Annotated in this window: 20 protein-coding genes; 10 read left to right on the forward strand and 10 right to left on the reverse strand. The window is 63.7% G+C overall.

Going from position 1 to position 23,427, the window contains the following annotated elements; translation table 11 throughout:
• Nucleotides 1-110: 110 nt before the first annotated feature.
• Nucleotides 111-317, reverse strand: coding sequence for a hypothetical protein (locus ACVMIM_RS26220; protein ID WP_040995830.1), 207 nt, complete (start codon nucleotides 315-317; stop codon nucleotides 111-113).
• A 177-nt stretch (nucleotides 318-494) separates the two neighbouring features.
• Between ACVMIM_RS26220 and ACVMIM_RS26225 the strand changes: the two genes are divergently transcribed.
• The 3 genes from ACVMIM_RS26225 to ACVMIM_RS26235 are packed head-to-tail and all read left to right on the forward strand — an operon-like array spanning nucleotide 495 to nucleotide 6,135.
• On the forward strand, nucleotides 495-4,130 hold the full coding sequence (locus ACVMIM_RS26225) for a hydantoinase B/oxoprolinase family protein (protein ID WP_476115418.1): 3,636 nt from the start codon (nucleotides 495-497) through the stop codon (nucleotides 4,128-4,130).
• 44 nt (nucleotides 4,131-4,174) lie between these two features.
• A complete protein-coding gene (locus ACVMIM_RS26230) occupies nucleotides 4,175-5,473 on the forward strand; it encodes a BtaA family protein (protein ID WP_476115419.1) in 1,299 nt (432 codons plus the stop codon).
• Nucleotides 5,470-6,135, forward strand: coding sequence for a class I SAM-dependent methyltransferase (locus ACVMIM_RS26235; RefSeq protein WP_476115421.1), 666 nt, complete (start codon nucleotides 5,470-5,472; stop codon nucleotides 6,133-6,135). Before ACVMIM_RS26230 ends, ACVMIM_RS26235 begins: the two co-directional genes overlap by 4 nt.
• A 6-nt stretch (nucleotides 6,136-6,141) precedes the next feature.
• Here the strand turns inward: ACVMIM_RS26235 and ACVMIM_RS26240 are convergent, their stop codons facing one another.
• Complete coding sequence (locus ACVMIM_RS26240; protein ID WP_476115422.1) at nucleotides 6,142-7,527, reverse strand: serine hydrolase domain-containing protein; 1,386 nt, start codon at nucleotides 7,525-7,527, stop codon at nucleotides 6,142-6,144.
• 231 nt (nucleotides 7,528-7,758) lie between these two features.
• Between ACVMIM_RS26240 and ACVMIM_RS26245 the strand changes: the two genes are divergently transcribed.
• Both ACVMIM_RS26245 and ACVMIM_RS26250 read left to right on the forward strand, forming a co-directional pair.
• Nucleotides 7,759-8,547, forward strand: coding sequence for a glycoside hydrolase family 25 protein (locus ACVMIM_RS26245; protein ID WP_476115424.1), 789 nt, complete (start codon nucleotides 7,759-7,761; stop codon nucleotides 8,545-8,547).
• A 183-nt stretch (nucleotides 8,548-8,730) separates the two neighbouring features.
• Complete coding sequence (locus ACVMIM_RS26250) at nucleotides 8,731-9,906, forward strand: lytic murein transglycosylase (protein ID WP_476115426.1); 1,176 nt, start codon at nucleotides 8,731-8,733, stop codon at nucleotides 9,904-9,906.
• A gap of 91 nt (nucleotides 9,907-9,997) precedes the next feature.
• Here the strand turns inward: ACVMIM_RS26250 and ACVMIM_RS26255 are convergent, their stop codons facing one another.
• Nucleotides 9,998-11,218, reverse strand: a complete 1,221-nt coding sequence (locus ACVMIM_RS26255) for an alanine racemase (protein ID WP_476115427.1) — start codon at nucleotides 11,216-11,218, stop codon at nucleotides 9,998-10,000.
• A gap of 206 nt (nucleotides 11,219-11,424) precedes the next feature.
• Here ACVMIM_RS26255 and ACVMIM_RS26260 point away from each other — a divergent pair, with 206 nt between their 5' ends.
• Nucleotides 11,425-12,345 (forward strand): DMT family transporter, encoded by a 921-nt coding sequence (locus ACVMIM_RS26260; protein WP_476115429.1) that lies wholly within the window; start codon nucleotides 11,425-11,427, stop codon nucleotides 12,343-12,345.
• 410 nt (nucleotides 12,346-12,755) lie between these two features.
• On the opposite strand, the gene metF is transcribed toward ACVMIM_RS26260, so the two are convergent.
• Nucleotides 12,756-13,673 carry a methylenetetrahydrofolate reductase [NAD(P)H] gene (gene metF / locus ACVMIM_RS26265; protein WP_476115430.1) on the reverse strand — a complete coding sequence of 306 codons (918 nt, stop codon included), beginning with the start codon at nucleotides 13,671-13,673 and terminating at the stop codon, nucleotides 12,756-12,758.
• Complete coding sequence (locus ACVMIM_RS26270) at nucleotides 13,673-14,680, reverse strand: ArsR/SmtB family transcription factor (RefSeq protein WP_040995848.1); 1,008 nt, start codon at nucleotides 14,678-14,680, stop codon at nucleotides 13,673-13,675. Before ACVMIM_RS26270 ends, metF begins: the two co-directional genes overlap by 1 nt.
• Before the next feature lie 140 nt (nucleotides 14,681-14,820).
• On the opposite strand from ACVMIM_RS26270, the gene tsaA reads away from it, so the two are divergent.
• Both tsaA and ACVMIM_RS26280 read left to right on the forward strand, forming a co-directional pair.
• Nucleotides 14,821-15,327 carry a tRNA (N6-threonylcarbamoyladenosine(37)-N6)-methyltransferase TrmO gene (gene tsaA, locus ACVMIM_RS26275; protein ID WP_476115432.1) on the forward strand — a complete coding sequence of 169 codons (507 nt, stop codon included), beginning with the start codon at nucleotides 14,821-14,823 and terminating at the stop codon, nucleotides 15,325-15,327.
• Nucleotides 15,324-15,638, forward strand: a complete 315-nt coding sequence (locus ACVMIM_RS26280) for a DUF2293 domain-containing protein (RefSeq protein ID WP_040995850.1) — start codon at nucleotides 15,324-15,326, stop codon at nucleotides 15,636-15,638. Before tsaA ends, ACVMIM_RS26280 begins: the two co-directional genes overlap by 4 nt.
• A gap of 3 nt (nucleotides 15,639-15,641) precedes the next feature.
• On the opposite strand, the gene ACVMIM_RS26285 is transcribed toward ACVMIM_RS26280, so the two are convergent.
• On the reverse strand, nucleotides 15,642-16,271 hold the full coding sequence (locus ACVMIM_RS26285) for an MOSC domain-containing protein (protein ID WP_476115433.1): 630 nt from the start codon (nucleotides 16,269-16,271) through the stop codon (nucleotides 15,642-15,644).
• Nucleotides 16,272-16,453: 182 nt separating this feature from the next.
• On the opposite strand from ACVMIM_RS26285, the gene ACVMIM_RS26290 reads away from it, so the two are divergent.
• A complete protein-coding gene (locus tag ACVMIM_RS26290) occupies nucleotides 16,454-17,020 on the forward strand; it encodes a methyltransferase family protein (protein ID WP_476115435.1) in 567 nt (188 codons plus the stop codon).
• Nucleotides 17,021-17,027: 7 nt separating this feature from the next.
• Here the strand turns inward: ACVMIM_RS26290 and ACVMIM_RS26295 are convergent, their stop codons facing one another.
• The 3 genes from ACVMIM_RS26295 to ettA all read right to left on the reverse strand — a co-directional run bounded on the left by ACVMIM_RS26295 (nucleotide 17,028) and on the right by ettA (nucleotide 20,726).
• Nucleotides 17,028-18,149, reverse strand: coding sequence for a beta-ketoacyl-ACP synthase III (locus ACVMIM_RS26295; RefSeq protein ID WP_476115437.1), 1,122 nt, complete (start codon nucleotides 18,147-18,149; stop codon nucleotides 17,028-17,030).
• A gap of 118 nt (nucleotides 18,150-18,267) precedes the next feature.
• Complete coding sequence (tam, locus tag ACVMIM_RS26300; protein ID WP_476115439.1) at nucleotides 18,268-19,035, reverse strand: trans-aconitate 2-methyltransferase; 768 nt, start codon at nucleotides 19,033-19,035, stop codon at nucleotides 18,268-18,270.
• Nucleotides 19,036-19,076: 41 nt separating this feature from the next.
• Nucleotides 19,077-20,726, reverse strand: coding sequence for an energy-dependent translational throttle protein EttA (gene ettA, locus ACVMIM_RS26305; RefSeq protein WP_040995858.1), 1,650 nt, complete (start codon nucleotides 20,724-20,726; stop codon nucleotides 19,077-19,079).
• A gap of 218 nt (nucleotides 20,727-20,944) precedes the next feature.
• Here ettA and ACVMIM_RS26310 point away from each other — a divergent pair, with 218 nt between their 5' ends.
• A complete protein-coding gene (locus ACVMIM_RS26310; RefSeq protein WP_476115441.1) occupies nucleotides 20,945-22,282 on the forward strand; it encodes a GGDEF domain-containing protein in 1,338 nt (445 codons plus the stop codon).
• A gap of 30 nt (nucleotides 22,283-22,312) precedes the next feature.
• On the opposite strand, the gene ACVMIM_RS26315 is transcribed toward ACVMIM_RS26310, so the two are convergent.
• Entirely contained in the window at nucleotides 22,313-23,320 is a 1,008-nt protein-coding gene (locus tag ACVMIM_RS26315; protein WP_476115442.1) for a ribonuclease T2 family protein, read from the reverse strand.
• Between the last annotated feature and the right edge of the window lie 107 nt (nucleotides 23,321-23,427).

Below are 23,427 nucleotides of genomic sequence, written 5' to 3' on the forward strand. Positions count from 1 at the left end.
GGGCGGTTCTATCAAGCCGGGACGATGCCGCAGGCGGCCCGGCGCTGCGGATCGAGGGCGAAAAAGAAGGCCGGCAATGCCGGCCTTCTTCGATGCTGTCGGTCAGGCTCTTACTGCGCGGGCGCGGCAGGAGCCGGATTTGTTGCCGGAGCCGGTTCAGCAGGCTTCGAAGCGTCGGGCGAAGCCGGCTTCATGGGCTGCTCGTTGGCCGGGGGAGTGGTGCTCTGGGTTGTGGTCTTGTCGGTACCATTGTCGCTGCAAGCCGCGACCCCCAGCAGGGCGAGCGCCGAAACCGACGCCAGAATGAGCTTCTTCATGGTATCTCTCCTTCAGCAGACGCTCACATTTCGGTGAGCGGTCGCAGGGGAAATGCATCAGCAGACGCCCGGTTTCGTAACGTTGGATTTCCATATGTAACATCAACTTGCGATTGCTGGCGCCGAAATCCCAAACTAACAGAACATACGCTTCGAAGACATGAATGGGTAAGCAGGATGCCGGCAGCCGCGAGAACTGGGAAATGGGATTTCTGGATCGACCGCGGCGGCACCTTTACCGACATTATCGGCCGTGATCCGCAGGGCCGCCTGCACCCCCGAAAGCTCCTGTCCGAAAATCCCGAGGCCTATACGGACGCCGCTGTCCAGGGCATCCGCGACCTGTTGGGTATGAAAGCGGGCGCCGCCATTTCCAGCGACGCGATCGGCGATGTCAAAATGGGCACGACCGTTGCCACCAATGCGCTGCTCGAGCGCAAGGGCGACCGCGTGCTGCTGCTGATCACCAAGGGTTTTCGCGATGCATTGCGCATCGCCTATCAGGCGAGGCCGGACATCTTCGCCAAGGAGATCATCTTGCCGGAGCAGCTCTACGAGCGCGTCATCGAGGTTGACGAGCGCGTGCGCGCCGACGGCTGCGTCGAACGCCTGCTCGATATCGCGGCCTGCCGCCCGGCAATCGAACAGGCCAAGGCCGACGGCATCGACGCCGCGGTCGCCATCGTCTTCATGCATGCCTGGAAATATCCCGATCACGAGCTGGCCGTGGCCAAGGTCTGCCGCAAGATCGGCTTCAGCCAGATCTCGGTGTCCCACGAGGTCTCGCCGCTCATCAAGCTGGTTGGCCGCGGCGACACCACCGTGGTGGACGCCTATCTCTCGCCTATCCTGTCGCGCTACGTGCAGCGGGTGGCCGGCGAACTGGGTTCCGGCCCGCGCCTGATGTTCATGATGTCGTCGGGCGGACTGACCGCCGCCGACATGTTCCAGGGTAAGGACGCACTGCTTTCGGGGCCGGCAGGCGGGGTCGTCGGGATGGTCGAGACGGCGAAGCTCGCCGGCTTCGAAAAAGTCATCGGCTTCGATATGGGCGGCACCTCGACCGACGTCGCCCACTGCGACGGCGAATATGAGCGCGCCTTCGACACCGAGGTCGCCGGCGTGCGCATCCGCGCGCCGATGATGCGTATCCACACGGTCGCGGCCGGCGGCGGCTCAATCCTGCATTACGAGGCTGGCCGCTTCCGCGTCGGCCCGGATTCCGCCGGCGCCAATCCCGGCCCCGCCGCGTACCGGCGCGGCGGTCCGCTCGCCGTCACCGACGCCAACGTCATGCTGGGCAAATTGCAGCCCGATTTCTTTCCGGCGATTTTCGGCGCGGGCCAGGACCAGCCGCTCGACATCGGCACGGTTCGCGAAAAATTCACGGCACTTGCCGCTCAAATCGGTGACGGCCGGACGCCCGAGGCGGTGGCCGAGGGCTTTGTCACCATCGCCGTCGAGAACATGGCCAACGCCATCAAGAAGATCTCGGTGCAGCGCGGCTACGATGTCACGGAATATCTCCTGAACTGCTTCGGCGGCGCCGGCGGCCAGCACGCCTGTCTGGTCGCCGACGCGCTCGGCATGGAGGCCGTGCTCATCCACCCCTTTTCAGGGCTGCTTTCGGCTTACGGCATCGGCCTCTCGTCGGTTTTCGCCTCGCGCCAACAGGGGCTGCTGCAGCCGCTTGCCGAGGAATCCCGCGCGGCGATCGAGGCACTCATCGCAGCCTTGCGCGGCGACGTCATTGCCGAGCTTGGCAAGCAGGGCATTGCCGAGGACGCGGTTTCGACGAGACCTGTCCTGCACATCCGCTATGACGGCACCGACACGGCGCTGCCGGTGAATTTCGAGCATGGCTCGATCTTCCGCGCCAGGAATGACTTCGAGGCCGCGCACAAGGCGCAGTTCGGTTTCGTCTATGACGACAAGCCGATCGTCGTCGAGACCGTCGCCGTCGAAGGCATGGAAGCCGCTCGACAGGACAAAGCCGAAGCCTATGCCCCTGCCGGACCGGCAGGAGTTGAGATCAAACCTTCGGAAAGCCGGCCCATCTACACCGAGGGCCGCTGGCACGAGGCCGGCGTCTACCGCCGTGAAAACCTGCGCCCAGGCAACACGATCGAAGGACCTGCGCTGATCATCGAGCCGAACCAGACCATCGTCGTCGAGCCGGGCTGGCGCGCCGAAATCACCAGGCTCAATCATGTCGTGATCCGCCGCACGGAACGGAAGGCGCGCGCCGCGGCACTCGGCACCGAAGCCGATCCGGTGATGCTGGAAGTTTTCAACAATCTCTTCATGTCGATCGCCGAACAGATGGGCGTGACGCTGCAGAACACCGCCTATTCGGTCAACATCAAGGAACGGCTCGATTTTTCCTGCGCCGTGTTCGACCGCCATGGCGCGCTGGTCGCCAACGCGCCGCACATGCCGGTGCATCTGGGCTCCATGGACCGTTCCGTGGAGACCATCATCCGCCTGAATTCCGGCGACATCCATCCCGGCGACGTGTTTGCGCTTAACGCCCCTTACAATGGCGGCACGCATCTGCCCGACATCACCGTGGTGACGCCTGTCTTCGACGATACGCGGAACGAAATCCTGTTCTGGGCGGCCTCGCGCGGCCATCATGCCGACGTCGGCGGCACCGCGCCCGGCTCGATGACGCCTTTGGCCACAACGGTCGATGAGGAAGGCGTGCTGTTCGACAATTTCCGCATCGTCGATCGCGGCCGCTTCCGCGAGAAGGAGCTGGAGACGCTGCTTACCGACCATCCCTACCCCGCACGCAATCCCGCCCAGAACATCGCCGACCTCAAGGCGCAGATCGCCGCCAATGAAAAGGGCGTGGCGGAACTGCGCAAGATGGTCGCGCATTTCGGCCTCGATGTTGTCGAAGCCTATATGGGCCATGTCCAGGACAATGCCGCCGAGAGTGTGCGCCGCGTGATCGAGCGGCTTCCCGACAGCGCGGCTTACGAATACCCGACCGACACCGGCCAGGTGATCAAGGTGAAGATCACCGTCGACCGGCAAAAGCGCGAGGCGACCGTCGATTTCACCGGCACCTCGCCTGTCATGAAGAACAATTTCAACGCACCGGAGCCCGTCGCCCGCGCTGCCGTGCTCTATGCTTTCCGCGTCATGGTCGAGGACATGATCCCGATGAATGCCGGGTGCCTCAGGCCGATCAACATCATCATCCCCGACGGCTCGATGCTGAAGCCCGCCTACCCTGCCGCCGTCGTCGCCGGCAATGTCGAGACCTCGCAGCATGTCACCAACGCGCTGTTCGGCGCCATGGGCGCGATCGCCAACGCGCAGGGCACGATGAACAATCTCACCTTCGGCAACAGGAAATATCAGTATTACGAGACGATCTGCTCCGGCTCGCCGGCCGGCCGGATGAATTCGGGGCGCGGCTTCGCCGGCACGTCCGGCGTTCATACCCATATGACCAACTCGCGCCTCACCGATCCGGAGGTGCTGGAACTGCGCTTCCCCGTCGTGCTGGAAGACTTTCACATCCGCGAAGGCTCCGGCGGCAAGGGCAAGTGGAACGCCGGCGACGGCACCAGGCGCACCATCCGCTTCCTCGAAAAGATGGAATGCGCGATCCTCTCCTCCCACCGCAATCGCCCACCTCAGGGTCTCGAAGGCGGCGGCGACGGCGAGGCCGGCTCGACCAAGGTCAGGCGCAATGACGGATCGGTAGACGTCCTGAAGGCCTGCGACCAGACCACGCTCGACGCCGGCGAGGCCGTCATCGTCACCACGCCGACGCCTGGAGCATTCGGAAAATCGTAAGAATTCGTGACGGCCTGCCGTCAACAGGCTGTCACCTGCCTGTCATGACGCTGCGCTACCCGCTTGCGCCAACGCAAACGGGGAATCACCTTTCCATGTCGGACGTATCCGGAGAACTCGTTTACCGTCGAGGCAAGGAAGTAGGAAAGGCGGTCTACCAGAATCGCGCATTGTCGAAGGACGGCATTTCCGAGCGGCTCTTCGCCTTCCTGTTCTCCGGCCTCGTCTACCCGCAAATCTGGGAAGACCCCGATGTCGACATGGACGCCATGCAGCTTGGCACCGGTCATCGGGTGGTCACGATCGCCTCGGGCGGCTGCAACATCCTGGCCTACCTGACCCGCTCGCCGGCCAGGATCGACGCCGTCGATCTCAACGCCGCGCACATCGCGCTGAACCGCATGAAGCTGGAGGCGGTGCGCCACCTGCCGTCGCAGGGCGACCTGTTCCGCTTCTTCGGCGCCGCCGGCACCAGCCACAATTCGGATGCCTATGATCGCTTCATCGCGCCGTACCTCGATCCGGTCAGCCGCCATTATTGGGAGCGCCGCAACTGGCGCGGCCGCCGCCGCATCTCGGTCTTCGACCGCAACTTCTACCAGACCGGACTGCTCGGTCTCTTCATCGCCATGGGCCATCGCGTCGCCAAACTGTTCGGCGTCGATCCGGCCGGCATTATGAAGGCCGAGAACATCGGCGAGCAGCGCCGCTTCTTCAACGAGGAGCTGGCGCCGATCTTCGACAAGAAGCTCTTGCGCTGGGCGACCTCGCGCAAGGCTTCGCTGTTCGGCCTCGGCATACCCCCGGCGCAGTACGATTCGCTGATCACCTCCGGCGACGGCTCGATGGCGAGCGTCTTGAAGGCACGGTTGGAAAAGCTCGCCTGCGATTTCCCACTGAAGAACAATTACTTCGCCTGGCAGGCCTTTGCCCGCCGCTATCCGCAACCCGGCGAGGCGGCGCTGCCTGCCTACCTGGAACAGCGCAACTATAAGACGATCCGCGACAACATCGATCGCGTCGCCATCCACCACGCCAACCTGATCAAGTTCCTGGCCGCCAAGGATGCGGGCAGCGTCGACCGCTTCGTCCTGCTCGACGCGCAGGACTGGATGACGGACGACTTGCTCAACGCGCTGTGGACCGAGATCACCCGCACGGCTTCGTCGGGCGCCCGCGTCATCTTCCGCACCGCTGCCGAACCAAGCCTCCTGCCCGGCCGTGTCTCCAGTTCGCTGCTCGACCAATGGACCTACGAGGCCGACGCCTCGCGCGAATTCTCGGCAAAAGACCGCTCGGCGATCTATGGCGGCTTCCACCTCTATGTGAAGCGCGCCGCATGAGCACGACCGAGCTGCCGGCCAATCATGCCGAACTGATGGACGGCGTCTATCGCTGGCAGCGCCATATCTACGACCTGACCCGCAAATACTACCTGCTCGGCCGCGACCGGCTGATCGACGGGCTGGACGTGCCGCAAGGCGGCACCGTGCTCGAGCTCGGCTGCGGCACCGGCCGCAACATCGTGCTTGCCGCCCGCCGCTATCCGGAGGCCCGTTTCTTCGGGCTCGACATCTCGGCCGAGATGCTGGAGACGGCGAGCGCCGCCATCGCCCGCGAAGGTCTGTCCGGCAAGGTCAGCCTGGCGCGTGGCGACGCCACCGATTTCGACGCCAGGGCTCTCTTCGGCATCGAACGCTTCGACCGCGTCTTCGTCTCCTATTCGCTGTCGATGATACCCGGCTGGGGAAGGACCGTGTCGGCCGCCCTTGCCGCGCTCGCCCCTGGCGGTTCGCTGCATGTCGTCGATTTCGGCCAGCAGGAAGGCCTGCCGCGCTGGTTCCGCGCCCTGTTGCGCGGCTGGCTGCGGAAATTCCACGTCACACCGCGCGCCACGCTGCGTGACGTCCTTGAATCGGAATCGCAGCGCGCCGGCGCAACCTTCCGTTTCAGAACGCTTTATCGCGGCTATGCATATCTCGGCGTGATCGGATCTTCCAAATAGCAAGCGCTACTGGTGCAGCGCCTTCACCAGCGCGCCAACCATCCTCTGTGGCCGATAGCCGAACTTGCCCGGCGTCAGCCCAAGCCGCACCACCACCAACTGCTCCGACGGAATGATCGCCACCGTCTGGCCGTCATGGCCCTCCATCCAGTAGGTGTCCTTGGGCAGGCCTGCAGCGGCGCCCGCGCCGGGATTTTCCTCATCGCCCGGCCCTTCGATCCAGACCTGTCCCTTGCCGTAGACCTTCGAGGCCGGCGCCGGCTCGCGCATCCAGTCGACGAAACCGGCAGGCAGGATCTGGTTGCCGTTCCAGGTCCCGCCCTGCAGCAGGAACTGGCCGAAGCGCGCCCAGTCATGCGCCGTGGCGTAGAGATAGGACGAGCCGACGAAGGTGCCCCGCTCGTCGGTTTCGAGCACCGCGCTGTGCATGCCGAGCGGCTCGAACAGCGCCGTGCGCGGCCATGCCAGCGCCTTCGCCTTGTCGCCGATGGCGTCCTGCCACAGCCGCGACAGCATCACCGCCGTGCCGCTCGAATAGGAAAACACTTTTCCCACTTCGCCGGTCAGCGGTTGGCCCTCGGCAAACCTCGCCATGTCCGGCTCGAGATAGAGCATGCGCGTCACGTCGGCGACGTCGCCATAATCTTCGTTGAACGCCAGTCCGCTCGACATCGCCATCATGTCGGCAAGGCTGATGGCGGCGCGACCGTCGACCTTCCACGGCGCAAAAAGGCCCTTATTGTCGAGCGCCAGCTTGCCGTTCTTGACCAGCGTGCCGACGATCGCGGCATTCACCGTCTTGGTCATCGACCAGCCGAGCAGCGGCGTCCTGGCTGAAAAGCCCTCGCCATAGCGCTCCGCGACGACGCGGCCGTTCTTCACCACCACGATGGCGCGCATGCCAATGCCGGCCATGGCGGCATCGTCGACTATCTTTGCGACCTCGGGGTTCTGCGAAGCATCCACCCGCTCGCCTTCGGGCCAGAGCGCATCGGGCTGCGTCGCGGCCGACGGCGCGGCGTGCAGCGACGTCTGCCGCGCTTTGCCGGTGTCGCCATCCGGAACCGAGGCGCAACCGACGCCGTCGCGCTCCACCGCAACGCTCTTGCCGAAAACCCAGAGCAGGCCTGCCGAAACCAGTCCCCTCTCCTTGTCGACGGAAACCTTCATCAGCTTGAGCAACGGATGGCCGGGCGCCTGCACGTCGACGGCCAGGACTTCTTTGGCATCGCGGCCGGCGATGAAGACATTCGAGCAGACGATCTTGGCCGAATAACCGGAGCCGACGCGGATCAGCTCGGGCGGGGCGAAATAGAGCCAGGTGAAGAGTGCCGCCACCGCCAGCACCACAAGACCAAGCAGCCACTTGATGAACTTCACGACAGCCCGCATCTTTCCCCGCCTTTTGGATTCGCCGGCACGATCTATGTCATCGATTTGCCGCCATTGCTTCCGCAAAATCATCGGCGTTGTCGAGCGCCGTCAATGGATTATCAACCATGTTCGGCGATCTACTGAGCAGTTGGGGCGGTCCTGTGGGGCGGCCGTCCGGGGGGCCTGCGCAAGCAACGGCCATCTGCAACGACCCATCAGCGGCCGGCTGAACCCGGCTCGGGGAGTATCATGCGCCGTCTTGCGGCCATCCTGATGCTGACGCTACTGGGCGCCTGCTCGACTGTGGACGATATTTCACCGCTGTCGCCGTCCGCGCAGGCGGTCGTGCGCGCGCCCAAATTCGAGGACTCCAAGCCGCATGAATGGGACAGCGGCGCGCCATGGACCTACGCCATCCACGGCACGGATGTTTCGAAATATCAGACCTCGGTCGACTGGCCGACCGCCAGGGCCAGCGGCATCTCCTTCGCCTTTATCAAGGCGACGGAAGGCGGCGATCGTTTCGACGACTATTTCAACGAGCACTGGGCGCGCACCAAGGCTGCCGGAATTCCACGCGCCGCCTATCATTTCTTCTATTTCTGCACGCCTGCGGAAACTCAGGCGCGCTGGTTCATCGCCAATGTCCCGAACGACCCGTCGGCGATGCCGCCGGTGCTCGACATGGAATGGAATCCGAAGTCGCCGACCTGCAGGCTGCGCCCCGATCCGGCCACCGTGCGCAGCGAAATGAGCGTTTTCCTGCAAATGGTTGAGCGCCATTACGGCAAGAAGCCGATCATCTACACATCGGTCGACTTCTTCGACGACAACCAGCTGGCGAGCTTTCGCGGCTATCCCTATTGGCTGCGCTCGGTCGCCGGTCATCCGCGTGAAAAATACGGCAGCCATCCTTTCACCTTCTGGCAGTACACCGGAACCGGCATCGTGCCCGGCATGACCGGCAAGTCCGACATCAACGTCTTCAACGGCTCGGAAGCCGCCTGGAAGAAGTGGCTACGGCAGAACACCCGTTGACAACCGATCCCCCGCCTGCTTTTCGACACGGCGGGCGGCGGAACATGCAACCGCTGGTAATCCGGAGCGGCGCGCTCGTATAAGTGCCTGGCGCGGCTCCCGAACTTTGAAATCCTCGCATGCGCCTGTCCGATCCCGGTCCGGATCATGATGGGGTCATGCGCCGGTCTCGAAAGGAAAGCGATGCGATTGCGCGTTGAAATCCTGGCGGCGCTCTTCGTCGCATTGGCGCTACCCGCCGCGGCACAGGAATGCGGCGGCGATTTCGAGGCCTGGAAACAGGGCGTCGCGGCCGAAGCCAAGGCGGCCGGCGTCGGCGCTGTCGGACTTGATGCGCTGGAGGACGCCACCATCGACGGGCGGGCACTGGCGCGCGACCGCGCCCAGGGCGTCTTCACCCAGACCTTCACCGAATTCGCCAACCGCATGATCTCGGCCTATCGCCTGAAGCAGGGCGCGGCCAATCTGAAGAAATATGCCGATGTCTTCGCCCGGGCCGACAAGGAGTTCGGCGTCCAGCCGGCCATCATCGCCGCCTTCTGGGGGCTGGAGACCGATTTCGGCGCCGTGCAGGGCGATTTCCACACGCTGAATGCGCTGGTGACGCTTTCACATGATTGCCGCCGCCCCCAACTCTTCCGGCAGCAATTGATACCACTGCTCACCTTGATCGACCGTGGCGTGCTGCCGGCCGACGTCAAAGGCGCCTGGGCCGGCGAGATCGGCCAGACGCAAATCCTGCCGACCGACTATCTCGCCAAGGGCGTCGATGGGGATGGCGACGGCAAAGTGGATCTCAGGAACAGCGTGCCGGACGTCATCATGACGACGGCCAACAAGATCATGTCGCGCGGCTGGAAGCGCGACCAGCCCTGGGTCCAGGAAGTGCGCGTCCCCGACGAGATGCCATGGGACCAGACCGGCCGCACCAACAAGTTACCGCTGTCGCAATGGGCGCAATGGGGCGTTACCGAACCGAACGGCAATCCGCTTATCGACAATGGGTTGAAAGCCGGCCTGGCGCTGCCGATGGGCCGCAAGGGTCCGGCCTTCCTGACATACGACAATTTCGACGTCTATCTGGAATGGAACCAGTCCTTCACCTACGCGCTGACGGCGGCCGTGCTTGCCACGCGCCTTGCCGGCGCGCCGCAATTCGATCCGCGTACGCCCGAGCCCGGCCTCAACGGCGACCAAATGAAAGCCCTGCAGACCAAGCTCGAAGCCAAGGGCTACGACGTCGGCACGGTCGACGGCATCCTCGGCACCAACACGCGCGAGGCGGTCCGCAAGGAGCAAACGCGGCTCGGGTTGCCGGTGGATGGTTGGCCTACGCCGGAGTTGTTGGCGAAATTGTAGGCAGTAGGCAGTAGGCAGTAGGCAGTAGAGAAGATCGAGTTCGAACTACAGGCTGTAAATGCCCTTATGGCTAATGCCTAATCCCTACTGCCTAGTCCGCCATCGTCTCCAAACTCGCGAACCCCTGGGGCGCGTCGCCTTCGTCGAACGGCGTCGTCACCTCGACGAATGTGTCGGGGAAGAAGCCGTTGAAGCGGGTCCTGAGCGACAGCGAGTAGGCGCCGATATGGCCAATCTCGATCCAGTCGCCGGTGTCGACCGTTTCCGGCAGCCAGAACGGCCGGGACAGGATGTCGACGGAATCGCATGTCGCGCCGCAGACCTTGAACGGCACGATGGTCTTCTCGTCGCCGTTGCGCGTGCGGATCGCGGGATCGGGGATGAAGCGGGCCGGCAGCGTGATCTTGCCCGTCCATGAATCTGACAGCGAGGCCCAGATGCCGTCATTGATGTAGAGCCGCTTACCCTTGCGCAGCAGGACGCGAACGATCAGGGAAAGGCAGCGCGCCACGATCACGCGGCCGGGCTCGGCCACCAGCGGCATCTGGTCGAACTGGTATTCTTTCAGGTCGCCGGCAAGCCGCGACATAAGCTGGCCGAGTGACGGCATCTCGACCTGCTTGCGGTTGGGATCGTGGCCGTATTCGGCCGGAAAACCGCCGCCGACATCGAGCCCGGCAATATCGAAGGTCAGACGGTTGCGCACCCAGTCGGCCGAGGCCAGCGCCCGCTCGTAAGTGTCCGGATCCTCGATCTGGCTGCCTACATGAAAGCAGAGGCCGACTTTGTAGCCGGTGCGGTTCAGGCGCTCGGCAAGCTCGACCGCATTGGCCGGCCCGGCGCCGAATTTCTTCGACAATTCGTAAGCCGCATGGCCCTTGGTCTGGATGCGCACGAAGACGGTGACGGCACCCGGGTCGATATCGAGTGCACGCACCACCCGCGTCAGCTTGGTGATCTCGTCCTCGTGGTCGAGCGAGATCACCCGGATGCCGTATTTCTCAAGCGCCAGCTTGATATCGGACTGCGCCTTGACCGGGTGCATATAAAGCATCTCGGCATCCGCCGAGACCGCGCGTACGGCGGCGAACTCGCCGGGCGACGCGACGTCGAAGGTGCTGACGCCGGCTTCCACCAGCGTCTTCAGAACGATCTGCTCGCCATTGGTCTTCACAGCGTAGGCCGTCTTGCCGGGAAACATGCCCATGAACTGCAGGGCATCCGCCTTCAGCACCTGCGGGCGGAAACAATAGACCGGATCGTCGGGACGAAGCGCCAGTGCCGCATCACGGGCATTTTCGAATCGCTGCATGGACGAATCCTCGGGGCTGGAGCGCGCACAATTAATCCTAGCTAGCCGCCAAAGAAAACAGTTCTGTGTCTGGCGCCCCGGAGCGGTCGGCGGCACATTTTTCCGACGCTAAACCAGCAGTCAGGTTTCGGGTGGCCCTTGCCTGCGAACACGGTACCGGTTGGTGTGACGGCTAGGATTGCGATCGCCCCGGGGAGGAACAGGACATGTCCACCATAGCCGGCGCCGCGCCGACGCGCGGACCGATGACGCTCAAGGATTGGGCGCAGCTTCTCTTGCTCGGCGCGATCTGGGGCGGCTCGTTCTTCTTTGCGCGCATCGCCGTGTCGGAAATCCATCCGCTGGCGCTGGTGCTGTTTCGCGTCGCCATCGCCGCGATCGCACTCCAGCTCTATCTGGCGGTCCGCGGCCCCTCATTCCGGCTCGCCTTCCCGCATGCCGGCCTGTTCTTCCTGCTGGCGCTCACCAACAACGTCGTGCCCTTCTCGCTGATCTTCGCCGGCCAGACGCAACTCGGCGCGGGCGTCGCCTCGGTGCTCAACGCCACGACGCCGTTCTGGACACTGGTCCTGGCCAACGCGCTTACGACCGACGAGAAGCTATCCTGGAACAAGCTGGCCGGCATCGCGCTCGGCGTTGCCGGCACCGCCGTCATGATCGGCCCGGGCCTTATTGCCGGCCTCGGCGGCCCGGTCTGGGCCAAGTTCGCGCTGATCGGCGCCTCGGTGTCCTATGCGATCGCCTTGATGATCGCGCGCCGCTTCAAGGGCGTGCCCTCGCCGGTCGTCGCCACCGGGCAACTGACCGCTTCGACCATCATCATGATCCCCATCGTGCTCGTTGCCTATGGGCCGACGGGCCTGTTCTCGGCCTCGCCGCCGGTCTGGGCCGCGGTGCTGGGACTGGCGCTGCTTTCCACCGCCTTCGCCTACATCCTTTATTTCAACCTCGTCGCCTCGGCTGGCGCCACCAATGCCTCGCTGGTCACCTTGATCGTGCCGGTCAGCGCGGTGCTGCTCGGCTTTCTCTTCCTTGGCGAACGGCTGGCGCTGTTCGAGATCGGCGGCATGACGCTGATCGGACTCGGCCTGATCACCATCGACGGGCGATTGTTCGGCAAATGGTAGCGGTGTCATGCCACGCCGCCGCCACAATTTATTCACAACCGCGAAGCCGGCTTTTGCCGAAGAGTTTCAACGGCTAACGGCAGATTCCAGGTCGCAGATTTGACAATCGTGTCGCATTGCAGCACGTTTTCCGCTTGCCTGTGGCACAAATGACCCTAGACTCCGGCCATAGCTCTGAAGAGGAGGCTATGACATGGGACTGACGAGGCCGATCAACGCTTTGATGATTTGTGCCGCATTCGCATTCATCGGTGCCCTTATCATGGGTGTTCTTCCCTGACCCGCCAAAGCCGGGAAGACTAAGCACCGAGACTAGTCCAAAACAGTTCGAAAAGGCCGGGTTTCACCCGGCCTTTTCCTTTGCAGATTCTGACTTCCGTTAGCTTTAGCTCACGCGTTACAGTTTCGGCTCAAGCCGCGGCAGAGCCGGCCGCCTCCGCCTCGTGCGAGCGGATGCCGATCATGTGGCAGACCGCAAAGACGAGGTCGGCACGGTTCATCGTGTAGAAATGGAAATCGCCGACGCCGCGCTCGACAAGATCGAGCACCTGCTCGGCCGCTACGGCCGAGGCCACCAGCGCATGCGTCTGCGGATCGTTCTCCAGCCCCTCGAAGCGCTCGGCGAGCCATGCCGGCACCAGCGCGCCGCAGCGCGACGAGAAATTGGCGACCTGGGTGAAATTATGCACCGGCAGGATGCCCGGCACGATCGGGATATAGATGCCGGCGCGGCGCGCCCGCTCGACATAGCGCTCATAGAGATCGTTGTCGAAGAAGAACTGGGTGATCGCGCGCGTCGCGCCATTGTCGACCTTGCGCTTCAGCATGTCGATGTCGGTGGCGAAATCCGGGCTTTCCGGATGCTTTTCCGGATAGGCCGAGACCGAGATGTCGAAATCGCCGACGCTTTTCAGCGCCCCGACCAGTTCGGCGCCGTTGGCATAGCCGTCCGGATGCGGACGGTAGCTGGTGCCCACACCGGCAGCCGGATCGCCGCGCAAGGCGACGAAACGTTCGACGCCCATGTCGGCGAATTCGCGGATAACTGCGTCGACCTGATCCCTCGCGGCGTCGACGCAGGTCATATGCGCCGCCGGCGTCAGCGAGGTCTCGTTGAGGATGCGCTTGACCGTGCGCGCGGTGCGCTCGCGGGTCGAGCCGCCGGCACCGTAGGTCACCGAGACGAATTTCGGCTTGAGCGGCTCCAGCCTTGTCACCGTGTCCCAGAGCCTTGCTTCCATCTCGTCGGTCTTGGGCGGGAAGAATTCGAACGAGACCCGGACCTTGTCGCCGATGTCGGGGCGGCGGGAAAAGCGGAACTGGTTCATCAGGCTGTTTCCCTTGCTGGAAGTGCGTCGTTGGACGGATCGGCGATCAGCAGGCGGCGGTCGCGGCCGAGCCAAAGCTTGACGGTGAGCCTTGCCTCGTTGCCGCCGCGCGGCTCGAACTCCTGGCTGTCCTCGAGGTCGAGGCCTGCCTCCGCGAACCAGTCGGAAATCTGCCGGTCGGAAAAGCCCAGCCGCATATGGGCGTGCTGGTCGCGCAGGAATTCGAGATTATGCGGCGCGAAGTCGACGACGATCAGCCTGCCCGATGGCCTGAGCAGCCGCGCCGCTTCGGCGATGGCGCGGGCAGGATCGTCGAGATAGTGCAGCACCTGATGGATGGTGACGAGATCGAAGGCATTGCGCTCGACCGGCGGCGAGAAGATGTCGCCTTGGCGCACCTGCGCATTGGCGATGCCGGCCTTGTCGAGATTGGCGCGCGCCACGGTCAGCATCTCGCGCGACATGTCGATGCCGACGCCCCGGCGGTAGAGCGGCGCGAAGATTTCGAGCAGCCTGCCGGTGCCGGTGCCGAGATCGAGCATCGACTGGAACGGCCGCTTGCCGACGAGCCTGATGAGTGCCGCTTCCACCGCGCGATCCGGCACATGCAGGGAGCGGATACGATCCCAGCTCGCGGCGTTCTCGGAGAAATATTCGGCGGCCCGGTCCTGCCTTCTGCGCTTCACCGCCGCCAGCCGCTCGAGGTCGCGCACCACCTGCGGATCGGCCTCGCTTATGCCGGAGACCAGACGCTGCACGAAGTCGCGCGAATTATCCGTATCGGTCAGCCGGAAGAAGGCCCAGGACCCTTCCTGGTAGCGGCCGATCAGCCCGGCATCGAGCAGCAGCTTCAGATGCCGCGACACGCGCGGCTGCGACTGTCCAAGGATCTCGGTAAGGTCGGAGACGGTCAGATCGCCCCGCGAAAGCAGCACCAGGATGCGCAGCCGGCTGGATTCGGCCGCCGCCTTCAATGTATCTACCATTGTGTCGAGCGAGACATGCATGAGCGAGCTCTCGTTGAAAGATATAAAGATATGTTTATGTCGATTTTGAATCCCTGGCAAGCGCTATGTCGCTTCCGGACAAGAAAATGGCGCAGCCGTGATCCGCGCCTGGCAGACGGTTCTTGAGCGGGATGAACAAGATGTTCGAGACGCGCGAAGGTGAAACGCTTCTTGCAGCCGATCCGGCAAAGTTGCGGCCGGACGGCCATGTCGTCTTCATCGGCCGCATCGTTTCGCCGTGGGCCAGTCGCGAGGATTGCCCCAAGAACATGCGCGCCGCGCGGGAAGCCGGGAAAGGTGCGACGGTCCTGATCGACGAGCCCTATCGCCCGGGACTGCAAAGCCTGGAACGCGCCAGTCATGTCGTCATCTTGTCCTGGCTCCATCATGCGCCGCGGAATCTGATTGTACAGAAACCGCGCCATGCGGCTGAACCGAAAGGCGTTTTCTCGCTACGCTCCCCTGCCCGGCCGAACCCTGTCGGCCTGCATGCGGCGAAGCTCGTCGCCCTCGATATCGAGGCCGGCCGGATCGGGATCGACGCCATCGATGTGCTGGACGGCACACCGGTCATCGACATCAAGCCTTATTATGCTTCCACGGATGCCTTCCCCGGAGCGACGATTGCCGGGCGCGACGAGAAATGAGCGCCCCCACTGGCCGACGCCGCGCCATCGCCAAGGCGCTGACCGCCCTGTTGCCGCTCGCACCTTACGCTGACATGGAAAAGATCCGCGCCGACGCCGGCTCCGTGCACATGAAGACCCTGCCGCCGACCATCGCGGTGTGGCTGGCAACCATTGCCCATGTCCGCCACGCTCACACCGATTACGAAAAGCTCCTTGCCGAGGGCTATGACCGGGATTCGGCGCGCTTCTTCGTCATCGAGCAGACCAATGCGGTGCTGACCCGCTGGCGCGCTACACGCCTCCTTCAGGAGGACGACGAGGACGAGTGAGCGTCAGGCCCGATAGATCCACTGCTCGGGCACCCGCACGGAAATCTCTTCGCCGGCGCGAATGACGCCCGGCTTCTCGACCCAGGCGACAAGCCCGCGCAGCCGTTTCGCCTCCTTGGGAAAGAGCAGCGCGGTGGCGTCGAGATCCGCGGCGCCGACATGCTCGGCGATCGACTGTCCCGCAAAGCGGCACGGCTTGTTCTGGCCGTCGACCTTGAGCGTCACGCCACCCTTGAAAAACATCAGCGAGCCGGCCGGCAGCATTGACAGACGCGGCACGCCTTCGATTACAAGATTGGCGCCGATCCATTCCGGCTTGATTTCTTCGAGCCCCATGTGTTGAGCGACGATGGCGAGCTCGTCCGTCGCGACAAGCGATAATTGCCGCTCGTTGCGCATCTCGGTGCCGCGCGGATACCAGGGCTCGCGTCCGCCGGAACGCCGCGTTGTTCCGCCATGGAAGTCGCCGGCGATCCCGTCGAAGCCGAGCCGCAGTTCCTCGACCGCCCGCGTCTCGAAATGATCGTGTGGAGCGGCATAGAGCGCCGCTGCCTTTGCCGTCAGCTTGCGGCCCGGCACGATGTCGACCGTCGGTTCCGCTACGGGAAAAAGAGTCAGGTTCGTTTCCTGCATGCCGCTGGTCTAAAGGTGCGGAAGAATGCGGTCCAGTCGAAAGCGCTGATGATCCGATCACACCGTTTGATGGCGATCACGATCTTCTTACCGGAAATCCCTTTCGTCGGCCGCCGCAAGCCGCATTGCCGCCGTGCCGCCGACATAAACGGTGGCGCGCGAAATCGGGAGGAGGCTCGATCATGCAGGTTGGACACGCCGTCGCGGCGCTCTGGCTGTTTTGGGTGGTATCCTGGATGCTTGCCGCTGCCTGGGCCGACCCCGCGCAAAAGCGCGCCGATCTCAAATCGGAGGCGCGCTATCGCGTCCTCTGGCTGGCTGGCACGGTGTTGATGTTCGTGCCTGTGCACGGCTATGTCGGCCGGTTGCGTCTCTGGATGCCAACGCTTACCGAAGCGTGGATCTGCGTTGCCCTGATCGCCATCGGCATCGCCTTCGCCTGGTGGGCGCGCCTCCATCTTGGCCGGCTGTGGTCCGCCAACGTCACCGCCAAGGCCGATCATCGCGTGGTCGATACCGGCCCCTATGGCCTCGTCCGTCACCCGATCTACACCGGACTGCTGCTTTCCGTGCTCGCGACCATGGCGGTCAAGGGTACGGTCTGGGGCATCGCCGGCGCCGCCCTGCTTCTCGTCGGAGTGGTCGTCAAGGCGAGGCTGGAAGAGAGTTTCCTGCGCGGCGAGCTCGGCGCAGCGTATGACGACTACGCCAGATCCGTGCCGATGCTGGTGCCTTTCGCCCCAGTGTGATCGCCGACTACAGCATTCTCAGCAACGCGCCGCCGATCGAATAGCCGGCGCCGAAGGCGCAGATCAGGCCGAAATCGCCGGCCTTCATGTCGGCATGGTTCTCCGACAGCGCCACGATCGCGCCGGCGCCGGCGGTGTTGCCCAGCCGCTCGAGCACCATAGGGGCGCGGTCATGGTCGACGTCGTGGCCGAAGGACAGTTTCAGGATCATCGCATTCATACGCGCATTGGCCTGGTGCAGCCAGAAGCGGCGGATACCTTCCGGCGTCAGCCCGTGTTCGGCCAGGAATTCGACGATGAATTTCTGCCCGGCGACGGTGACTTCCTTGAACACCTTGTTGCCGACCTGCTTGATGAGATTGCCTTCCAGGTTGATCATATAGGGATCGTCCTGGGCCGTGCGCGTATGGTAGCCGAGATTGGTGCGGATGTTGTTCGACATCTGCGTCCAGATGCGCGTGTCGAGCACCTCGAAACGCCCCGGCCGCTTTTCCCCTTGCGCCAGTCCCTCGACGACCATCGCGACCGAGGCGTCGCCGAAGATGAAATGCGTCTGCCTGTCGCGGAAATTGAGGTGGCCGGTGATGATCTCCGGCGTCGACACCAGGATGCGCTTATGCGCCCCTGCCCTCACCAGGTTGACCGCAACATGCAGCGCCGCGGCGGCGGAAGAGCAGCCAAGCCCCATGTCGAAGCCGGCGCCCTTGGTGCCCAGCGCCTGCTGAATCTCGATGGCGATGGCCGGATAGGGCCGCTGGTGGTGCGAGGCCGAGCAGATCACCAGGTCGATGTCCGCCCCATCGACGCCGGCATGGGCAAGCGCCTTCCTGGCCGAGGCGATGCCGAACTCCGCCTCCAATGACAGCGCGTCGTCCGGCCGCGCCGGAATGCGTGGCGACATGCGGGTCGGGTCGAGGATGCCTTCGCGCTCGATGACATGGCGGCTCTTCACGCCCGAGGCGTGCACGATGAAGTCGCTGTCCGATTTCTGCAGCAGCGGCTCGCCGGTGTCGGCGCGGCGCGCATTCTCGGTGTCGACCCAGCTGTTGAAGCTTCCGACGAGCTCCTCATTGGTGATGACGGGTTCAGGGATTTCGGCGCCGATGCCGCTGATGATGACGCGATGCATGTCCAATCCGTCCGAGGGGCGGCAAGTTGTGCCGGGGCGAGGCGCTACACTTGTCGCATTTACCCGGTTTATTCCAGCTTAATTCGACAACCGCCGCTGCCATCCAGGTGGTGGGTGCTCAAGCGCGCTTGGCGACGATGAAGATGCGCGGAAAGCGCAGCAGCACCTTGCCGTTCGCCGTCTTCGGATAGGCCTTGGCGATCTTTGCCGTGTAATTGTCGAGGAACACCTTCTTCTCACCCGCGTCGAGCGGATCGAGGAAAGGCTTCAACCCCGTGGACTTGACCCATTCGACGATCGCTTCGGCATCGGCGAGCGGATGATTGTAGATGGTGTGCCAGATGTCGAGCCGGTCGGCGAGCGGCGACAACAGATCGTAGTAGAAGGACACCGGCGGCAGCGGCCCGCGCGCCGCACCCTTGAGCTTGGCCGCAAACGACACTTCCGCCGCGGTTTCGCGCATCAGCTGGTGCGAGGGCTCGCCGAGATTGTCGGGCATCTGCACGGCCAGGGCACCGCCCGGCGCTAAAAGCCCCATCAGCCGCTGGAAGACCGCCGGATGCTCCGGCAGCCACTGAAAGACCGCATTGGCGAAGATGACATCGACCTGTTTCTCCGGCTGCCATCTGGCGGCGTCCGCCAATTCGAAATTGACATTGGGCAGCCGCGCCCTCGCCTTCTCGATCATGTCGGGCGACGTGTCGAAGCCGCTGACCTCAGCATCCGGCCAGCGCTCCACCAGAAGCTCGGTCGAGTTGCCCGGACCGCAGCCGATATCGACGACGCGGCGCGGAAAATCGACCGGCACCTGCGCGACGAGATCGCGCGCGGGACGCGTGCGCTCGTCCTCGAACTTCAGATATTGGGCGGCGGACCAGTCAGCCATGTGAGAACCTCTCCCTGTTCGCCGCCCTTTCCGGACCGATGCTACCGCGTCAGCCGCTTATGCGTCATGCGGTGCGGGGTCGCCGCTTCGGCGCCCAGGCGCCGCAGCTTGTCCTTCTCATATTCCTCGAAATTGCCCTCGAACCATTCGACATGCGCGTCGCCTTCGAAGGCGAGCATGTGGGTGGCCATGCGATCGAGGAACATGCGGTCGTGGCTGATGATGACGGCGCAGCCGGCATAGGCTTCGAGCGCATCTTCCAGCGCGCCCAGCGTTTCGGTGTCGAGATCATTGGTCGGCTCGTCGAGCAGCAGCACATTGCCGCCGCCCTTCAGCATCTTGGCCAGGTGGACGCGGTTGCGCTGGCCGCCCGAAAGGTTGCCGACCTTCTGCTGCTGGTCGCCGCCGCGGAAGTTGAAGGACGAGCAATAGGCGCGGCTGTTGACCTCGTGCTTGCCGAGCTTGATGACCTCGGCGCCGCCGGAGATCTCTTCCCACACCGTCTTGTTCGGGTCGAGCGCGTCGCGGCTCTGGTCGACATAACCGAGCCGCACCGTCTCGCCCTTGCGGATCGAGCCGGCATCCGGCGTTTCCTGGCCTGTGATCATCTTGAACAGCGTCGTCTTGCCGGCGCCGTTCGGACCGATGACGCCGACGATGCCGCCTGGCGGCAGCTTGAACGACAGGTTCTCGATCAGAAGCTCATCGCCAAAGCCCTTGTTGAGGCCTTCGACCTCGATGACGACATTGCCGAGGCGCTCGCTCGACGGGATGACGATCTGCGTGTCGGTCGGCTTGCGGTTCTGTGACTGCTCGACCAGTTCCTCATAGGCCTTGATACGCGCCTTTGACTTGGTCTGGCGCGCCTTGGGCGAGGACTGGATCCACTCGCGCTCCCGCCAGATCGCCTTCTGGCGGGCGTCGTCCTCGCGCCCTTCCTGGATCAGGCGCTTGGCCTTGGCGTCGAGATATTTGGTGTAGTTGCCCTCGTAAGGAATGCCGCGGCCGCGATCGAGCTCGAGGATCCAGCCGGTGACATTGTCGAGGAAGTAGCGGTCGTGAGTGATGATCAGCACTGAGCCCGGATAGTCGCGCAGGTGCTTTTCCAACCACTGCGTGGTCTCGGCGTCGAGATGGTTGGTCGGTTCGTCGAGCAGCAAGAGGTCGGGCTGTTCGAGCAGGAGCCGGCACAGCGCCACGCGGCGGCGCTCGCCGCCCGACAGGTTGGTCACTTCGGAGTCGGGCGGCGGGCACTGCAGCGCGTCCATCGCCATCTCGACCTGCTGTTCGAGATCCCAAAGGTTGAGGCGGTCCATCTCGTCCTGGAGCTTGGCCGACTCGTCGGCCGTCTCGTCGGAATAATTCATCATCAGCTCGTTATAGCGTTCGATGATGGCCGTCTTCCTGGCGACGCCGTCCATGACGTTTTCGCGCACGGTCTTGCTCGCGTCGAGCTGCGGCTCCTGCGCCAGGTAACCGACGGTCGCGCCCTCCGCCAGCCACGCCTCGCCCTGGAACTCCTTGTCGAGCCCGGCCATGATGCGCAGGATGGTCGACTTGCCCGAGCCGTTGGGGCCGAGAATGCCGATCTTGGCATCCGGATAGAAGGACAGGTGAATGTTATCGAGCACCTTCTTGGTGCCGTAGGCCTTCGAAAGGCCGGACATGTGATAGATGAACTGGCGAGCCACGCGCGCTTTCCCTGGAAACTGAAGTGTCAAGGTTGATGGGGGTTTGCGCGCTATGTAGGCGATGAAGCGCCGAACGGCAATCGCTTTCGGCATGGGGCGATCATGTCCCGAAGCTTTCGCCGGGCCCGAGCAAGGTTGCCGGCCGCGATCTTTTCGCCACGCTGCCCTGACCGAGGAAAGCAGCGCTTAACCATTCGCCGTCAAAACGATGACAGGTAATGGCAAATCGCGTGAGGCGCGATTTCGGGAAAGATCGGATCGACGTGGTGCTGAACGCTGCCCTGCTCCTTGCCGAAGCAATTCTCTATTTCGGCGCTATGGCCGCGCTCTTCCGCTTCCGGCGCCGCATAGGGCTCGGCGTGTTTGTCTGCGCCGTCGGCGTCATGCACTTCCTCGAAACCTATCTCGCCAGCGTCTTCTACGTAGCGCTGCCGTTCGGCATGGTTTCCCCCGGCTCAGCTGTGCTGTTCTCCGGCAAATTGGTGTTGCTGCTCCTGCTTTACATGAAGGAGGACGCAGCGACCGTCCGCCAGCCGATCTACGGCCTGCTGCTTGGCAACGCCGTGATGATCGGGCTGGTGCTGGTCCTGCGCCTGCACGCGATCGCTCCGCTGCCAAGCGGCAAGGTTCCCGATATCGCCTTCATCGACGAGATGGGCTGGCTGATGGTCTGGGGCACCACCCTGCTCTTCGTGGACGCAATCCTGATCATCCTCCTCTACGAGAAGCTCGGCGCCTATCTGCGCGCGAGGCCGTTCATGCGCATCCTCATATCGGTCGCCTGCGTGCTCACCTTCGATCAAGCCGGCTTCTTCACCGCGCTGCATTTCGTTGCCGGCGCGCCGATCGAGGTTTTCTTCGGCGGCTGGTTCGCCAAGATGGGCGCCGCATTTGCCTACAGCGGAATGCTCGTCGCCTATCTGAAATGGGTCGAGGACAACGATGTCGCCGTGCCGCGCGGCCTCTCCGACATTTTCGAAACCCTCACCTATCGCGAGCGCTATGAAGCGCTGATCAAGCATGTCGGCCGCGATGGCCTCACCGGCCTGCTGCATCGCGGCAGTTTCGATGCCGATGGCGAGTCCTGGGTCTCAGCCGCCATCAGGAATGGCAAGCCGCTCAGCCTGCTCATCGTCGATGTCGACCATTTCAAGTCGATCAACGACCGCTTCGGCCATGCCGAGGGCGACAAGGTGTTGAAGTCGATGGCTGTCCTGCTGGCCGAGACGGTCGGCGGCGGCGATCAGGTGTTCCGGATCGGCGGAGAGGAATTCGCCGTATTGACGCAACAGCCTCACGCGCCAGCTAGGCTGCTCGGAGAGACCATCAGGAACGCTACCAAGACCTCGGCGCACACCAATCGCTTCAACATCACCGTCAGCGCCGGTGTCTCCACCGTCAGCGAGACGACGCGCTGCCTCGCCGACATTTTCGCGCTGGCCGACCAGCGCCTCTACAAAGCCAAGTTGAGCGGCCGCGATCGCGTGGTCGGCGAGCCCGGCAGCGAGGCCATCATCCTGCAGGCCCCCGGCCAGCCTGACAAAAGATCAGCCTGACAAAAGAGCGCCGGACCGAAGAACTCCCGCTTACTGGAAGCCGATCGCGTCCACCGTGCCCTTCGGGCAACCGGCCTTGGCTGTCGGCGCGGACGCCATCAGGAGATCGGCGAGCTTGCTGTCAGGGCCGATCGGGCCGGACAGGCCGAGCGTCAATTCGCCGATCATACGCCTGCCGCTCGACGGGTCGACCAGACAGGAAACGCGCACTCGGTCGCCCGCGCCGGCGCCGAAGGCCTGGTCGAAAGCGCTGCGGATCTGGTCCGAGGTCAATTGCTTGCCGATGTTCTTGTTGAAAAGATCGCGCACCGCCGAGCCGTTCACCGCGCGCATCAGGTTGAGCGCGTCTGAAAAATACTCCTGCTGGCTCTTGCCGTAGCAGGTACCGTGCTTGATCCATTCGTGACGATCGAGCTTGGAGGCCGTGCCCGGCATCACCTGGTCGAGCTCGGCGCGCGTGCTGGCATCGAGATCGACCGGCGGCAGGTCTCCCCAATGCGCCGGATTGTCATTGGCCTTGTCGCTCGCCGACACCTGGCAATAGAAATTGCCGTTCGGCTGCGGCCACAGTCCATGCAGCGTAAAATGCGAAGCGTCGAACTCGCTGGGGCTCTGCGCCTTGCATTCGGGCTTGCTTGCCTTGGTCTCGCAGAAAGCCGGCTGCCAGCTCAGCGCGAAGACATATTCGGGTTTTCCGGAGGCTGACGACGGCTTTGTCTGGCCGGAAAGCGCTGGGGCGGTAGCCGCGCTGCCGCCGCTGACATGGCCGCAGCTGATCTTCACCCAGCGCCGCTCCGGATCGGCTCCGGGCACCTGGATGAGATAATGGGTGGGCTCGTCCTTGTTGCCTGCAAGAAGGACGTAGCTCTTCCCGGCTTCGGTGGAGATGTTGCAGGGGTTCTTGCCGCTCTTGATGGCCTGCGTCGCCGGACAGGCACTGTCGGCCACAAAGGTTCCGCTCATCTTCACGTCGGCATGCGCCACCCCGGCACCGGCGAGAGCCAGCACCATCGAACCCCACAACGCCCAAACCCGCATCCCGCTCTCCCGGCGATCATTGAACCGTATTGGATTCGTCACACTAGAACAGCCGACGTGTCAGAATTGCGATCTCTTTCGCCGCGCGAAAAAAACAATCCCCAGCT

The organism is Mesorhizobium sp. USDA 4413 (genome assembly GCF_056280365.1).

Bases quoted from the DNA above. Each gene is read 5' to 3' on its own strand.
- ACVMIM_RS26280 (WP_040995850.1), top strand. From the start codon at position 15,324: ATGAGCGCCCCCACTGGCCGACGCCGCGCCATCGCCAAGGCGCTGACC.
- ACVMIM_RS26295 (WP_476115437.1), bottom strand. From the start codon at position 18,149: ATGCATCGCGTCATCATCAGCGGCATCGGCGCCGAAATCCCTGAACCC.
- ACVMIM_RS26230 (WP_476115419.1), top strand. From the start codon at position 4,175: ATGACGCTGCGCTACCCGCTTGCGCCAACGCAAACGGGGAATCACCTT.
- ACVMIM_RS26245 (WP_476115424.1), top strand. From the start codon at position 7,759: ATGCGCCGTCTTGCGGCCATCCTGATGCTGACGCTACTGGGCGCCTGC.
- ACVMIM_RS26250 (WP_476115426.1), top strand. From the start codon at position 8,731: ATGCGATTGCGCGTTGAAATCCTGGCGGCGCTCTTCGTCGCATTGGCG.
- ACVMIM_RS26240 (WP_476115422.1), bottom strand. From the start codon at position 7,527: ATGCGGGCTGTCGTGAAGTTCATCAAGTGGCTGCTTGGTCTTGTGGTG.
- tsaA (WP_476115432.1), top strand. From the start codon at position 14,821: ATGTTCGAGACGCGCGAAGGTGAAACGCTTCTTGCAGCCGATCCGGCA.
- ACVMIM_RS26235 (WP_476115421.1), top strand. From the start codon at position 5,470: ATGAGCACGACCGAGCTGCCGGCCAATCATGCCGAACTGATGGACGGC.
- tam (WP_476115439.1), bottom strand. From the start codon at position 19,035: ATGGCTGACTGGTCCGCCGCCCAATATCTGAAGTTCGAGGACGAGCGC.
- ACVMIM_RS26285 (WP_476115433.1), bottom strand. From the start codon at position 16,271: ATGCAGGAAACGAACCTGACTCTTTTTCCCGTAGCGGAACCGACGGTC.
- ACVMIM_RS26290 (WP_476115435.1), top strand. From the start codon at position 16,454: ATGCAGGTTGGACACGCCGTCGCGGCGCTCTGGCTGTTTTGGGTGGTA.
- ACVMIM_RS26260 (WP_476115429.1), top strand. From the start codon at position 11,425: ATGTCCACCATAGCCGGCGCCGCGCCGACGCGCGGACCGATGACGCTC.
- ACVMIM_RS26225 (WP_476115418.1), top strand. From the start codon at position 495: ATGCCGGCAGCCGCGAGAACTGGGAAATGGGATTTCTGGATCGACCGC.
- ACVMIM_RS26270 (WP_040995848.1), bottom strand. From the start codon at position 14,680: ATGCATGTCTCGCTCGACACAATGGTAGATACATTGAAGGCGGCGGCC.
- ACVMIM_RS26315 (WP_476115442.1), bottom strand. From the start codon at position 23,320: ATGCGGGTTTGGGCGTTGTGGGGTTCGATGGTGCTGGCTCTCGCCGGT.
- ACVMIM_RS26220 (WP_040995830.1), bottom strand. From the start codon at position 317: ATGAAGAAGCTCATTCTGGCGTCGGTTTCGGCGCTCGCCCTGCTGGGG.
- ACVMIM_RS26310 (WP_476115441.1), top strand. From the start codon at position 20,945: ATGGCAAATCGCGTGAGGCGCGATTTCGGGAAAGATCGGATCGACGTG.
- metF (WP_476115430.1), bottom strand. From the start codon at position 13,673: ATGAACCAGTTCCGCTTTTCCCGCCGCCCCGACATCGGCGACAAGGTC.
- ACVMIM_RS26255 (WP_476115427.1), bottom strand. From the start codon at position 11,218: ATGCAGCGATTCGAAAATGCCCGTGATGCGGCACTGGCGCTTCGTCCC.